This window comes from Bacillus hominis (assembly GCF_030348325.1).
GTDB lineage: Bacteria > Bacillota > Bacilli > Bacillales > Bacillaceae_G > Bacillus_A > Bacillus_A hominis.
Genome location: NZ_JAUCFS010000005.1, coordinates 725,115 through 739,029, shown reverse-complemented (window position 1 = coordinate 739,029; position 13,915 = coordinate 725,115). Strand labels below are relative to the sequence as shown.

Here is a 13,915-nt window from a genome sequence, read left to right as displayed (position 1 = left end):
TATAAATAAAAAAGTAGAGCATCGAATTCCGATGCTCTACTTTCCTTTTGCAACAATCATACGAAAGCCTCCTCCACGCCTAAACTACTTAACTATGAAAAATATAAAAGGAGTTAAAAATCTTTAATACTTTTCATTCACCTGTAATTCTTTACTATACTTTTGAATGAAAACTGAAGAAACAACCATCACTATTCCTACACTAAACCCAATAAGCTGATCCAGTAGCATCTCACCATGAATGAACCAGCGAAGTAGAAATACACCACCAAAAATAAGTATCATAGTAAATCCAGTATGTCTAAGCCCTTTATATACATTTTCCATATGTATCATCCCTTCACATACTTTTATCCATATTATACCATAACGAAAAAACGTATATAATTGTTTCTAAAATGGCATTCGACATTCAGTTATAAATCAATAATAAAAAAGGCTGCGGAGAACTCCTTCTCCACAGCCTAATTATTATTTTTGCAAAAATGCCTGTAAATCTGCAAATTGTCTCTTTGCATCTTCATAGCCTTGCTCATATAAACTTTGCAATTTTGCCTTATCTTTTTCCATACGATCTACTTGAAGAGGCACTTCTGGTCTAATGACAAATAAATTACCCGCTTGCTCTTCTTTTTCAATGTAGTGAAGTGTTTCATTATACACTTCATACCGATTCAGCATCGTGTTAACAAGGTTCGGATATTTTTTATAAGCTTTCGCTGCAACCCAACCAAATTTTGACTTTTTCTTCGCATAACCATGATTTCTCGTCAAAATAACGACTGATTTTTCAAACCCATCTTCCTGTGCTTTACGAACTGGAATCGGATCTGAAATCCCGCCATCTAACAGTTGCTTACCACGGTAATTTACTACTGGTGCAATGAAAGGCAATGAACTAGACGCTTGCAATAAATTTAACGCATCATCATTCGTTCCCTCTTTTTCAAAATAAACGGGTTGTCCTGTTTCACAATCCGTCGTCCCTACAAGGAAACGCTCTGGACTATTAAAGTATGTGTCAAAATCAAATGGGATGTGTTTTTCTGGAATTTCATGGAAAATGAAATCCATATCAAATAATTGACGCTTTTTCCATAAGTTTTTATAAGATAAATATTGCGGATGTGATGCATAATCAATATTTACTGTCTTATTTCTATTCCTTTGTCTGGAAAGATACGACGCTGCATGACAAGCACCAGCTGATACACCGATTACATACGGAAAATATAAATCTTGTTCCATAAAGTATTCTAATATCCCGCCAGTATATACACCGCGCATACCGCCGCCTTCTAATACTAAACCCGTATTTTCAAGCATGTTACTCTCTCCTCTATATATATTGACTCTTTAATTATTCACTATGTTAAGTATCTTTTTCTATTATATACGAGTTCTTTCAGAAATTATATTCAAAAGGCTTGAAATGGAGGGATTTTTTCTTTTCCTAGGAGTAGCACCAGAACCACATAAAAAATACCGGCATCCTTCCCATGAAGAATACCGGTACTTCTCATTTATCTCGCTATTTGCGGGCAATAAGACTTCCACCTCAAAATTCAGCTGAAGCGAAGAAGTTAGGTGGGAGTCGGGCTGATTAAAGTTTCACTTTATCACCCATACAAAACCGCATGAAATACGCCTAACAGTAAGTATTGATCCTCTAGATAATTATCATCATATACATTCATCTCGATGTAATACATATCTTCCTCAAGACGAATATTCCAATCTGCGATTACATAGCCCTTTCGTAATAACTTTCCGATCCCAAGTGAAGTTTTGTGAACAGCATATTCTTCTGTCTTATATGTAAAGGTAAATAAGAAATTTGCATCCAATAACTTTCCGTCACATACCATTATTTCATGCTCTACATCATTATTATCGATGTACGTTACTAAAATCTTTCTTTGGCGCCGCCTACTTACATCCTTTGCAATGATACGAATATTGTCCTTACTATCCTTTATTTCGTAATTAATATTACTACCAACTTTCGGAATGAAGTCTAGCACTTTCATCAACGTATTTTTATAATAGCCCCGTACTACGCCTACTTGTTTGCTTCCATTGTAAACCTCTATCGGCTTCATGTCCGCTTTACTATCACACAATCGTTTGTAAGAAAGCTGCATCATTCGCTCTCCTCTTAAGTACTGATCAAACGTCACAGGATATTCTATCGCGCGCAGTTCCTTATTTAGCCCATGCAAATAGCGTTGAACGCTCTCTACTAATGTTGTAGTAGATATACGTTCCTGAAGTTCAAATTCTTGCCAACTGGAAGAGATCTTCCACTGATTGTCCTCTTCATAAAAGAAACCAAGAATTACCTCATCACGGTCAGTCGTTTCATAATTCATATGTACGTTCTGCCCGTGTTGCACTTGTTCCATCCACTGTCCTAAATAAATACCAAGCTCTGCGACCTTCATGCATGACTTCTGAATAAGTACTCTGTCACCCACACAAATCGTTAAACCCCCTTCGATAAAGCCATTTGCATAAGCAACATACCGTGGCTCATCCTTCTGCGGAATACCCTTGTCTAACTCAAATAAAAACGTTAACATCCTTCACTCACCTCTAGTTGTTACACAGCTCATACCTGACATCGCATCACTCTGAGAAACTATGTATATACGTATATTTAATTAATGTATTATCACACATGAATGACCTTAGTATAGTAGCGCTATTTTTGCTTCGCGAACTCCCTCATAATAGAATAACTATCCTTTTATTATTTTTTTCTTGACTTAGAGTTCACTCTAATCATTATAATCAACTCATAGTTCATTCACAATAATATCAATTGGATAAAATTCAGGAGGAATCGGAAAAGCTAAAATCAAAAGTGGCTGACATTAACGCAGACCTGGATGTTGTCATTCGAACCTTTGATTTATCTGTTACTACAATTGTACATTAAGGTACAAGTCAAATAAAAATCAACGATTTCCTGTACATTAAGAAGTCAGTGATTCTTGTTATTTTTGCCTTATTTTACTTTCTCTTAATAGTCGTAAAGCTTCTCTAATATATTTAGTGCATATAAAAGAGACGGAACCATAAAATCAGCAAATTAGAAAATAAAACAGGATGGGAGTCAGTTATTATGGAGCAATCAAATAAAGCGTTTAGCCAGGCATTAGTAAAATCGTTAAGAGGAGAACGAGGACATCTTCCCATCAAGAATGCTTTGTCGGATATAGACGTGGCGCTTGCGGGAAAACGCAGAGAGGAACTACCTTATTCTATTTATCAATTAGTGAAACACATGACCTACTGGCAAGATTTTCTCTTATTATCCGCTCAGGGGAAGAAGCCTGCATTGCCTGCCCATGTAAAAGAGAGCTGGCCTGAAGAAGAATGGCCTGCCAGTGAGGAAGAGTGGCAACAGAGTATTCAGTATTTTCTTCAAGGGATTGAACAGGCATGTACGATTGCCCAAACTGTTCAATTGGACCAGACATTGGAGGAATGGCCTGGTGAAACCCCTGGCGGTGTTCTACGCAATATTGCATCTCACAACTCCTACCATTTAGGAGAAATTGTGCTGATTCGCAGATTATTTAGTGCTTGGCCACCGCCAACAGGCGGATATCCGGTCTAAACAAGGATAAGGTTCCATCCCATGCCCATCAACTTAAGACATATTTTTATACAAAATATGGTCTTTTCATGTAGTATTTTATTATCGTTTATAGATGTTATAAAAGTGGGCTATCAAATAAACCCTGACGGATTTGAATTTTTTTACTATGCTACCTAATGAGTAGAAGTAGTATACTCATACACAACACCTTAGAGACTTCCCGAAAGGAGGTCTCTATTTTAAGCTCTTTGATCCGCAACAATATGAATATCAATATACTTCGTTTCTCTCATAATTTCATTTACAATAGAACCTTTTCTTATTTCTTCCCACCGCGTTCTCGCCGATTGCCCGAGTAAAACTTGTGTCACCTGTAGTCTTTTTGCGACTTCAATAATAACGTCCGCTGGCTTTCTTCCTTTCGCTTCTTCTAATACAAAGTTCGCATCAAATTGATTCGTCAGCGATTTCCACTCTTCAATTGTTTGCTTTTTTCCTACTGAAAGAGAATCTATATTTTCTCTTTCTACGTTTAAGACATACAATTCAGCGTTTAACCGATCTGCCATGCGCCAACCTCTCCGTATTAATTTCTCTGCTGTTGAACTGTATTGTACGCAAACGAGAATTTTTTCTTTCACGCCAATCGGTTCTATAACAGTTTGGCTAATTTTCTCATCCATATCATCTGCGACTTCACGAAGCGATAATTCCCTTAATGCCCCTAAATTATTGAGCGTAAAGAAATTTTGTAAGCTTTGCTCTATTTTTTCTTCCTTATATATCTTTCCATCTATTAATCTCTTCCTTAATACCTCGGGCGTTGCATCAACGAGCTGAATTTCATTTGCTTTTTGCAAAATAAAATCCGGAATTCGTTCTCGTACTTTTACATTCGTAATTTGAGCCACAATGTCATGAACGCTTTCTAAATGTTGAATATTAAACGCTGATAATACAGATATACCGGCATCTAATAATTCCTGCACATCCATGTAACGTTTCTTATTTTTCGACCCAGGAATATTACTATGCGCAAGTTCATCCACAACAACAATTTGTGGTGCCCGCTTTATAATTTCTTCTACATCAAGTTCATAAAATACTTTCCCTTTATACTGTATTTCTTTTAACGGAACTTTTTCTAAATCAGCAATTGCTTCTTCCGTCTCTTTTCTTCCATGTGTTTCAATTAAACCAATTACAATATCAATACCTTCTTTTTTCATCTCTCTTGCATCAAAGAGCATTTTATAACTTTTTCCTACGCCTGGTGCCGCTCCTACATATAGCTTTAACTTCCCGCGATTTTGCTGACGAATATATTCTAAATACTCTTCTGGTGTTCGCCTTTGAAACTTCGGTTTATAGTCATCCGCATACAAAACACTCACAACCTTTCTTTCGAAACAACGCTACCTCAATCCGTTAGATTGAGGTAGCACTGTTACTATTTCATTAATTTCTGTAATTCTAAATTTAACTTTAAGACGTTTACGCGATCTTCTCCAAATAAACCGAGTGCAGCGCCTTCCGTTTGATCCTTAATCAATTGATCTAGCTTTTCTTTCGGAATATTCGTTAATTTTGAGATACGATCTACCTGCACAGAAGCCGCCTTCGGACTAATGTCAGGATCAAGCCCTGAACCTGAATTCGTCACTAAATCTATCGGTACTTCTGTAACTGGAACAGTTGGATTTTGTTCTTTCCAGTCTGCAATACTTTTCTCTACTCGTTTCTCTAAATCTGGATTAGACGGTGCATAGTTATTTGAACCAGATGCTTCTGCTTTATATTCTATACTAGAGACACGCCCATGAAAATAACGTGGATCTGTGAAATTTTGACCGATTAATTTTGAACCAACTACTTCATCCTTATCATTATATATAAGACTTCCATCCGCATTATCCTTCATTACCGCTTGCGCAATACCAGTTACAATAAGCGGGTATACAAGTCCACACAACACTAAGAACGTAAAAGTAATACGAATAATTGGTGAAAGTATACTTTGTTTTTTCGCCATCTTTTTTCCCCTCTTCCTTATATGAACAAACCGACAATCATATCAATTACTTTAATTCCAATGAACGGAACGATAACACCACCAAGCCCATAAATAAGTAGGTTCCGACCAAGTAGTGCGTTAGAACTCATCGGTTTATATGCAATACCTTTCATTGCTAGCGGAATAAGTAACGGAATAATAACAGCGTTAAATATTAATGCTGATAAAATCGCTGAAATTGGCGATGTTAATTTCATAATGTTTAATGCTTCCATTTGCGGAATTGCAAGTGTAAACATCGCCGGAATAATTGCAAAATATTTCGCTATATCATTTGCAATACTAAACGTCGTTAACGCACCACGTGTCATTAACAATTGCTTACCGATTCCTACAACCTCAATAATTTTCGTTGGATTCGAATCTAGATCGATCATGTTCGCTGCTTCTTTCGCAGCTGTCGTACCACTATTCATCGCTAATCCAACGTCGGCTTGCGCTAACGCCGGGGCATCATTTGTACCATCACCTGTCATTGCTACAAGTTTTCCTTTATCTTGCTCTGCTTTAATAACTGCAATTTTATCTTCTGGTTTACACTCGGCAACGAATTCATCTACTCCAGCTTCTTTTGCAATTGTTGCTGCCGTTAATGGGTTATCCCCTGTGCACATAACCGTTTTAATCCCCATTTGGCGCAATTGTTCAAAACGCTCACGCATACCAGGTTTTACTGTATCCTTTAAATAGATTAAACCGTAAATACGATCATCTACTGCAACTACAAGTGGTGTTCCACCCTCTTTTGAAATGAAATCTGCTTTTTGATTCACATCTTTCGGAATCGTTCCACCTTGCGACCTAACCCATTCAATAACGGCACCAACGGCACCTTTTCTCACTTTCGTCCCATCCTGTAAATCGACACCACTCATTCTCGTTTCTGCTTTAAATGGAACAAATTCACCTTGTTCTGCAATTTCTCGATTATATGATATAGACTTCGTTTTTACATATTCTATAACTGATCGACCTTCTGGTGTTTCATCTAAAACTGAGCTAATAGCAGCCCACTTTCCAACTTGCTCAATCGTTTCATTTCCTACAGGTAATAATGTATGAGCCATTCGGTTCCCGAAAGTAATCGTACCCGTTTTATCTAAAATAATTGTATTAATATCACCCGCAGCTTCTACTGCTTTACCCGACATCGCTAATACATTGAACTTTGTCACGCGGTCCATCCCAGCAATACCAATCGCTGATAATAACCCACCAATTGTCGTTGGAATTAAACAAACTAACAATGCTACAAGTACAGCTGTATCAATTTGAAACCCTAAATAGTTTGTAAAAATCGGCAACGTCACAACGACGATTAAGAAAATTAGAGTTAAACTCGTTAATACTGTATTTAAGGCAATTTCATTCGGCGTTTTTTGACGAGCAGCTCCTTCTACTAAAGAAATCATTTTATCGATAAATGATTCACCTGGGTTACTCGTAATCACAATTGTAATCTCATCACTTACGACCATCGTACCGCCTGTTACGGAACAAAAATCACCACCCGCTTCTTTTATAACAGGAGCTGATTCTCCTGTTATTGCAGATTCATCTACAGACGCTAATCCTTTAATTACTTCACCATCATTTGGAATCATTTCTCCTTGTTTTACAATAACAACGTCACCTTTTCTCAGATCAGTTGCTGAAACTTGAACAATGTCCCCATTTTCTTTTACAACATTTGCAAATACATCTTTTTTCGATTGTTTTAAAGAATCTGCTTGCGCTTTACCACGACCTTCAGCTAACGCTTCTGCAAAGTTAGCAAATAAAACTGTAAATAATAGAATGAGAGAAACTGTTATATTAAACCATCCTGGTACACTACTAGAACTACTTGGAAGAAAGGATAAAATGAACGTAATTATAAATCCAATTTCCACAATGAACATAATAGGATTCTTTATCATTACTTTCGGATTCAATTTCGCAAAGGATTGTTTCATCGCATGCGTCACGATATCACGATCCAACGTTTTCGCTTGTCTAACCTCATCTTCTACAGCATGTATTTGTGACTGATTTACTTGTTTTTCTTTTACCACTACCGGTCTCATCATTTACCCTCCATTACTTCAATGTAAGAAATTCTGCAATTGGTCCAAGTACTAACATCGGGAAAAATGTTAACGCACCAACAATTACAATCGTTCCAATAAAGATCCCTCCAAATAAACCATTATCCGTACGGAACGTTCCGACTGTTTCGGGTACTACCGTCTTCTCTTTCAATGAAGCTGCCACAGCTAGCATCGTAATTAAACTGAAATAGCGTCCTAAAAACATCACTAAACCAGTCGTAATATTCCAAAACGGTGTATTATCTGCTAATCCTTCAAATCCAGATCCATTATTCGCAGCTGACGATGTGTATTCATATACAACTTGCGTTAAACCGTGGAAACCTGAATGAGAAATTGCATCCGTTCCTAAACTTGTTGAAAGAGCTAATGCTGAAAACCCTAAAATAAGTAATGGGTGAAATAATATCGTTACCGCAATCAATTTCATTTCCTTACCTTCAATCTTCTTACCTAAAAACTCTGGTGTCCGACCAACCATTAATCCAGATATAAATACTGCGATTATTGCATACATAATAATGTTCACAAAGCCTGCTCCAACACCGCCGTATACTGTATTTAACATCATATTTACGAGTGGTACTAACCCGCCAATTGGTGTTAACGTATCATGCATCGTATTAACGGCCCCTGTTTCAGCAGCTGTCGTTACTGTTGCGTATAGTGAAGAAAATACTGTTCCGAATCGTACTTCTTTTCCTTCTGTACTTCCTTGTACATGTTCAATACCCATTCCATTTAACGCTGGATTCCCATTTAATTCCGCTGTAGTAATCGTTATAAATCCTAGTAAAAACACCATAAATAGTGAAACAAAAAGGATACGTCCTTGTTTTTTATTTCCTACCATTCGTCCGTACGTAAATGGTAGTGCTGTTGGCAATAACATCATAAGCATCATTTGTAAAATATTACTCATTTGTCCTGGATTTTCGAAAGGATGTGTAGAATTTGCTCCGAAAAATCCACCGCCGTTATTTCCAAGTTCCTTAATGGAAACGAATGATGCAACTGGACCACGTAAAATACTTTGCTTTGCACCATCAATTGTTTGTGCTGTAACTGCCCCGTCTAACGTTTGTGGTACACCAAGTGCGACAAAAACTAGCGCCGCAATAAATGCGATAGGAAGAAAAACTCTCGTTAATGCTCTCGTAAAATCAACGAAAAAGTTACCGAGTTCTTTTCCAGCGAGTCCTCTTATAAAAGCCATAACGAGTGCTAACGTCGTTGCTGGTGCCGCAAACATTAAAAATGTAATCCCGATTAATTGTGATAAATAAGATAAACCATTTTCACCGCTATAATGCTGTAAGTTTGTATCAGCCATAAAGCTAATTGCTGTATTAAAAGCGAGCGTAGGCTCCATTCCTTCAATGTGTGCTGGATTTAATGGCAATACACCTTGTAATCTAAAAATGAAATATACAACGACAATCATAAATCCATTTAATAAAACTAGTGATAATGCATACTGTTTCCACGTTTGATTGTATGCTTTCACACCCGTAATTTTAAAAATAAGTTTTTCAAAAGGCCCGAATACTTTATCTAGTGTTTTGCTACCTTGAAAGGCTTTCTCTAAATAAATCCCCGTTGGCTTTGCTACTAAAATAAACAAGAGCATTGTAATAACGACTGCGACCCAAATCATAATGAATGATTCCCCCTAATTAAAACTTTTCTGGATTTAATAATGCATAAACTAAGTACACCGTAATCGCTGCAACAATAACCGATAAGGCAATCGTCATGATTGCTTCCCTTCTTTCACAACTTTATCTGACCAACTTGCAAGACTTGCCATCGATGCGACTAATACAACAAAAATTCCGATCATCACAACATCTAACATAGCTACCCCTCACTTTTTTGTTAAAATTTACCATATGATTATCAAAAAAAGAACACTAAGCTCTACTTAGTGTTCGAAGTGAACAACACAAAGTAAACCTCCTCTCTAAACGCTTACGAGGTTAGCTGTCGGATTCGGGCCTAAAGAGTAGCCCTACTTTCAAAACTGAAAGATTCACCCCAAGTGACGATGCACAAAATTGGTTCCCCCGCTCCATTTCTGGAACTCAGCGATTTTAGGTTTTTTTGGAAATTTCATGAATGATTTATGAGAGTAAATATACTCCTCTATATTTAACTTGTAAAGAGGTAAATTACTTAAAATAAGAAAATATCCTATCATTTAAACGCTTACATTACGTATTATTCATATAATTTCATCTATTTCCTTGTCTTTTCTTTCTTTTTCATAAAAATGATCTTTTAAATATGAAATAAAAAGAGCGAATTACATGAAGTGCATAGCTTGTTGCACTCAGCATTCGCTCTTTTTTCATTCACTCTTTATTCTCCTCGTAAAAATGCACGTAAATTTCTCCCTCGAATATAAACCTGTGCCAGTTCTGCATGTAACTGCTCATATTCGATAATATCCGTTTTTAAATATAAAGCATCTTTCGATGGCAATATTATATATGGCCTTGGAAAAATAGGATCGAGCACTATCAATTCTTGAACTCTCTCTACCGATGCCGCCCAACGATTCGCTATATCTCCTAGTAACAACACCTTCATCTTCATTTCCCCCGCCCTATTCAAAAAATAAAAAAGAAATATTATCACAGTTCGTAAACACTACAAATTTAGCTCCAATTGTTTCATAGAGCCTGGCCGGATATCGTTTATTCCTCGTAACAACAGTAATAGGCGCTTTAAAATAAAAACAAATGCGTTCTGTGAAGAAGCTAACTATCGGAAACTCATCTCCTAATAAAATCACTTTCTTAATCCGCTCGCAAATACTAGTAAAATCCTGCTCCTTATTACAGCTATAAGTCGAATCAAATCCACAATTTCTAACTTCAGCTGCTAGCTCTTCATTTGCTGTAAAAATAATTAACTCATGCTGAAATGCTACTAATTCTCTTAAACTATTTATCTTGTTTTCTTCTCCAACACAAATAAGTGTTAATTCCATGTACCTTATCCTCCTTAGCATAAAAGAACTCAAACGTAGATTGATATTCCCCTATACTAATCGGACCGATGAAGTGATGTATCCACCCTGGCACCATCCTCTCTCAAGACGCTTACGAAGTTAGCTGTCGGATTCGGACTTTGAGAGTAGCCCTACTTTCAAAATTGAAAGATTCACCCCTAGTGACACTGCACAAATTGGTTCCTCCGCTCCATACATTTGGACTCAGCGTTTACAAAAAAATGTATTCTGGCTGATATATTACTCTTGTATTTGGAAAAAGTAAACAGAAAAAAAGCCAGTTACAAAACTGACTTTCCACTTACTTACGCACGCGTTTTATTCAATTTATACGCAAAATGATTCGTCGGTCCATGACCACTTCCAATATTCAACGGTTCTTCAATTGCTATACTAATAAATCGTTTTGCTTCTTGAACTGCCTCTTCAATCGAGTATCCTTTCGCAAGTCCTGCCGTAACTGCTGAAGCAAATGTACAGCCACTTCCATGCGTTTGCTTCGAAGGAATTCGTTCACTTCTAAATTCGATAAACTCTTCTCCATCAAAGAGTAAATCAATTACTTCATTACCTTGATATTCCGCATGTCCGCCTTTCATAAGCACATATTTAGCACCTAATTCGCGCATTACTTTCGCAGCTTTCTTACTATCTTCGATGTTATGGATCTTCATCCCAGTTAGCACTTCTGCTTCTGGAACATTCGGTGTTACAACGGTTGCTACTGGTAATAAATATTCTTTTAATGCTTGTACTGCTTCTTGTTGTAATAATGATGCCCCGCCCTTTGCAATCATAACAGGGTCTAGCACAATATTATTCCAGCCAAATTTCTTAATATGCTCTGCAACAATTTGAATAATTTCACTGCTAAATAACATTCCTAGTTTCACAGCATCTGGTGTTAAATCCGTACCAATTGAATTCAGCTGTTCCGTAATTCCTTCTAAAGAAACAGGATATACCCCTTGAACGCCAAGCGTATTTTGAGCAGTAATTGCTGTAATAGCCGTCATTCCGTACACACCAAGCTCTTGGAAAGTTTTTAAATCTGCTTGAATTCCAGCACCGCCTCCGCTATCAGATCCTGCAATTGTTAAAGCTTTATTTACTTTCATCCCACTCATCCTTTTCTATCCAAAATAGCGATGATAAATTGTTTTCGCTTCACTTATATCTTTCGTTCCATGCACAAGTACACGACCATCTTTGAAAGCAACTAATCTCTTTTCTTCAACAGAAAATGATAATAAATATGGATTTACATTCAAATCATTCACGCGACCATTCAGCAATTCTTTATATTGCTCAAAATTCATTTCTTCTTTATGGGGTGGTCTAATTTGAACTGTATTTCTCCCGCATAACACTGCTGTTTTTGAAGTGTTTTCTTTATTTAAATACGGATATAATGCTTGCTCACCACATGAAGGACAATTATGTTTTCGAAGTTTTTGCACATTCATACATGAATACTCATTTTTCCACACATCAAACGATACCAGTCCATCTCGAAGCGATTCATAATCTTCTACTAGCAATTTAAGAGCTTCCGTTACTTGATGAGAAACAACAAGAGATACAGCAGGCGATATAATCCCCGCTGTATCACATGTCGCTCCGCCAAGCGGAATCGATTGTAATAAACAAGATAAACATGGCGTTTTACTAGGAAGAATTGTGTAAGAAAGGCCGTAACTCCCCACACATGCCCCATAAATCCATGGAATAGAATATTTTTGCGCTATATCATTCACAATAAAACGTGTTTCAAAATTATCAGTTGCATCAATCATTACATCAACGTTTATAACGAGTTCTTCTAGCTCTTCAGCTGTTACATCTTGAACGAGAGCTTCTACTCTTACTTCACTGTTAATCTCTTCTAGACGCTTCTTTGCCGCTACAGCCTTCGGAAGATTACTCTCTACATCGCTTTCTGCATACAATTGTTGTCTTTGTAAATTACTCCAATCGACATAATCACGGTCAACAATCGTTACTGTGCCAACACCTGCTCTTACGAACATTTCCGCATTTGCACTACCTAATGCACCTGCACCGATAATAAGCACATGCTTTTCTCTTATCTTTTGTTGTCCTTCTTCCCCAATTGGAGAAAATAGTTCTTGGCGAGAATATCGATTATTCAACTACGCTCATTCCTTCTAAAGGACTACTTGCCGTTGCACAACGTTTACGTGCAATACGCCCCGCTTCAAAGCCAATGCGCCCTGCCTCAATACCTAATTTCATTGCGTATGCCATCTTAATTGGATCTTTTGCTCCCGACACAGCAGTATTTAATAACACACCATCCGCTCCTAACTCCATCGCAAATGCCGCATCAGCTGGGCTACCAATACCAGCGTCAACGATAACTGGTACTGTCGCTTGTTCAATAATGAAACTTAAATTTAATGGATTTACAATGCCGAGCCCTGAACCAATTGGTGATGCTCCTGGCATAATCGCATGCACACCAAGTTCTTGTAATTTACGTGCTAATACAACATCATCAGATGTGTACGGAAGTACGATAAATCCTTCTTCTAGTAACATTTCAGATGCCTTTAACGTTTCTACTGGATCAGGTAGTAACGTTCTATCATCACCAATAACTTCTACTTTTATCATGTCGCAAAGTCCAGAAGCTTTTGCTAACTTTGCAATTCGAACAGCTTCTTCAGCGTTTTTTGCTCCAGCTGTATTCGGTAGTAACGTATATTTTTTTACATCAAGTTTCTCTAATAAATTAGGTTGCTTCGCATCAAATATATCCATACGACGTACTGCGAACGTTAAAATTTCAGCTTCAGAAACGTCAATTGCTTTTTGTTGCACATCAAAATCAGAGAATTTCCCTGTTCCTAATAAAAGTCTAGAATGAAATGAAAATGGTCCAATGTTTAACATAATCAACCGCCTCCTACGAAAGTTACAATCTCAATTTGGTCTCCATCAAAAACAGATGTATCTTTATGATCATCTTTTTGTAAAATATCTTTATTACGTTCTACTACAACAATTCTGTTATCTAATTCTAAATGTGTAAGTAGCTCAGCTACTGTTTTCACACTCGCCGGCACTTCCATTTGGTTACCATTAATTTTTAAATTCAAACTTCC

At 37.1% G+C, this 13,915-nt stretch carries 16 protein-coding genes, 1 pseudogene and 2 riboswitches; of the genes and pseudogenes, 2 read left to right on the top strand and 15 right to left on the bottom strand.

The genetic code is table 11. The features are described from left to right. Positions 1 to 123: 123 nt before the first annotated feature. From QUF93_RS06240 to QUF93_RS06230, 3 genes are all read right to left on the bottom strand, one after another. Positions 124 to 327: a hypothetical protein gene (locus QUF93_RS06240; RefSeq protein ID WP_289358164.1), complete on the bottom strand. Its 204-nt coding sequence runs from the start codon at positions 325 to 327 to the stop codon at positions 124 to 126. A gap of 144 nt (positions 328 to 471) precedes the next feature. Further along, entirely contained in the window at positions 472 to 1,326 is an 855-nt protein-coding gene (locus tag QUF93_RS06235) for a patatin-like phospholipase family protein (protein WP_289358163.1), read from the bottom strand. Positions 1,327 to 1,619: 293 nt separating this feature from the next. Continuing rightward, on the bottom strand, positions 1,620 to 2,582 hold the full coding sequence (locus QUF93_RS06230; RefSeq protein WP_289358162.1) for a tubby C-terminal domain-like protein: 963 nt from the start codon (positions 2,580 to 2,582) through the stop codon (positions 1,620 to 1,622). Between the two features lie 257 nt (positions 2,583 to 2,839). Between QUF93_RS06230 and QUF93_RS06225 the strand changes: the two are divergent. Together QUF93_RS06225 and QUF93_RS06220 are read left to right on the top strand one after the other, a co-directional pair. Continuing rightward, positions 2,840 to 2,938, top strand: a pseudogene (locus tag QUF93_RS06225) (SDR family NAD(P)-dependent oxidoreductase); the annotation flags it as partial. A gap of 189 nt (positions 2,939 to 3,127) precedes the next feature. Continuing rightward, positions 3,128 to 3,625, top strand: a complete 498-nt coding sequence (locus tag QUF93_RS06220; protein ID WP_289358161.1) for a DinB family protein — start codon at positions 3,128 to 3,130, stop codon at positions 3,623 to 3,625. A 221-nt stretch (positions 3,626 to 3,846) separates the two neighbouring features. On the opposite strand, the gene kdpDN is transcribed toward QUF93_RS06220, so the two are convergent. The 12 genes from kdpDN to thiS all read right to left on the bottom strand — a co-directional run bounded on the left by kdpDN (position 3,847) and on the right by thiS (position 13,909). Continuing rightward, positions 3,847 to 5,001: a KdpD-like non-kinase potassium sensor gene (gene kdpDN / locus QUF93_RS06215; RefSeq protein WP_289358160.1), complete on the bottom strand. Its 1,155-nt coding sequence runs from the start codon at positions 4,999 to 5,001 to the stop codon at positions 3,847 to 3,849. Positions 5,002 to 5,057: 56 nt separating this feature from the next. Next, the gene (gene kdpC / locus QUF93_RS06210) at positions 5,058 to 5,639 is read right to left on the bottom strand and encodes a K(+)-transporting ATPase subunit C (protein WP_289358159.1); all 582 of its coding nucleotides are present in this window, start codon (positions 5,637 to 5,639) and stop codon (positions 5,058 to 5,060) included. 17 nt (positions 5,640 to 5,656) lie between these two features. Then, positions 5,657 to 7,747, bottom strand: coding sequence for a potassium-transporting ATPase subunit KdpB (kdpB, locus tag QUF93_RS06205; RefSeq protein WP_289358158.1), 2,091 nt, complete (start codon positions 7,745 to 7,747; stop codon positions 5,657 to 5,659). Positions 7,748 to 7,760: 13 nt separating this feature from the next. Beyond that, positions 7,761 to 9,428, bottom strand: a complete 1,668-nt coding sequence (kdpA, locus tag QUF93_RS06200; RefSeq protein ID WP_002159229.1) for a potassium-transporting ATPase subunit KdpA — start codon at positions 9,426 to 9,428, stop codon at positions 7,761 to 7,763. 19 nt (positions 9,429 to 9,447) lie between these two features. Continuing rightward, positions 9,448 to 9,528, bottom strand: a complete 81-nt coding sequence (gene kdpF / locus QUF93_RS06195) for a K(+)-transporting ATPase subunit F (protein WP_000150656.1) — start codon at positions 9,526 to 9,528, stop codon at positions 9,448 to 9,450. Next, positions 9,525 to 9,629 (bottom strand): SipW-dependent-type signal peptide-containing protein, encoded by a 105-nt coding sequence (locus tag QUF93_RS06190; RefSeq protein WP_000887889.1) that lies wholly within the window; start codon positions 9,627 to 9,629, stop codon positions 9,525 to 9,527. The genes kdpF and QUF93_RS06190 overlap by 4 nt, the downstream gene beginning before the upstream one ends. A 96-nt stretch (positions 9,630 to 9,725) precedes the next feature. Beyond that, a riboswitch (cyclic di-AMP (ydaO/yuaA leader) is annotated at positions 9,726 to 9,871 on the bottom strand. 261 nt (positions 9,872 to 10,132) lie between these two features. Further along, positions 10,133 to 10,363, bottom strand: a complete 231-nt coding sequence (locus tag QUF93_RS06185; protein WP_002116324.1) for a hypothetical protein — start codon at positions 10,361 to 10,363, stop codon at positions 10,133 to 10,135. Positions 10,364 to 10,379: 16 nt separating this feature from the next. After that, positions 10,380 to 10,766, bottom strand: a complete 387-nt coding sequence (locus QUF93_RS06180) for a hypothetical protein (protein WP_289358157.1) — start codon at positions 10,764 to 10,766, stop codon at positions 10,380 to 10,382. 93 nt (positions 10,767 to 10,859) lie between these two features. Next, positions 10,860 to 11,007: riboswitch (cyclic di-AMP (ydaO/yuaA leader) on the bottom strand. 85 nt (positions 11,008 to 11,092) lie between these two features. Then, positions 11,093 to 11,914: a bifunctional hydroxymethylpyrimidine kinase/phosphomethylpyrimidine kinase gene (thiD, locus tag QUF93_RS06175; protein ID WP_289358156.1), complete on the bottom strand. Its 822-nt coding sequence runs from the start codon at positions 11,912 to 11,914 to the stop codon at positions 11,093 to 11,095. A 6-nt stretch (positions 11,915 to 11,920) separates the two neighbouring features. Continuing rightward, positions 11,921 to 12,940 carry a thiazole biosynthesis adenylyltransferase ThiF gene (gene thiF, locus QUF93_RS06170; protein WP_289358155.1) on the bottom strand — a complete coding sequence of 340 codons (1,020 nt, stop codon included), beginning with the start codon at positions 12,938 to 12,940 and terminating at the stop codon, positions 11,921 to 11,923. After that, positions 12,933 to 13,703, bottom strand: coding sequence for a thiazole synthase (thiG, locus tag QUF93_RS06165; protein ID WP_002201724.1), 771 nt, complete (start codon positions 13,701 to 13,703; stop codon positions 12,933 to 12,935). The genes thiF and thiG overlap by 8 nt, the downstream gene beginning before the upstream one ends. A 2-nt stretch (positions 13,704 to 13,705) precedes the next feature. Continuing rightward, positions 13,706 to 13,909: a sulfur carrier protein ThiS gene (gene thiS, locus QUF93_RS06160; RefSeq protein ID WP_088232358.1), complete on the bottom strand. Its 204-nt coding sequence runs from the start codon at positions 13,907 to 13,909 to the stop codon at positions 13,706 to 13,708. Positions 13,910 to 13,915 lie beyond the last annotated feature (6 nt).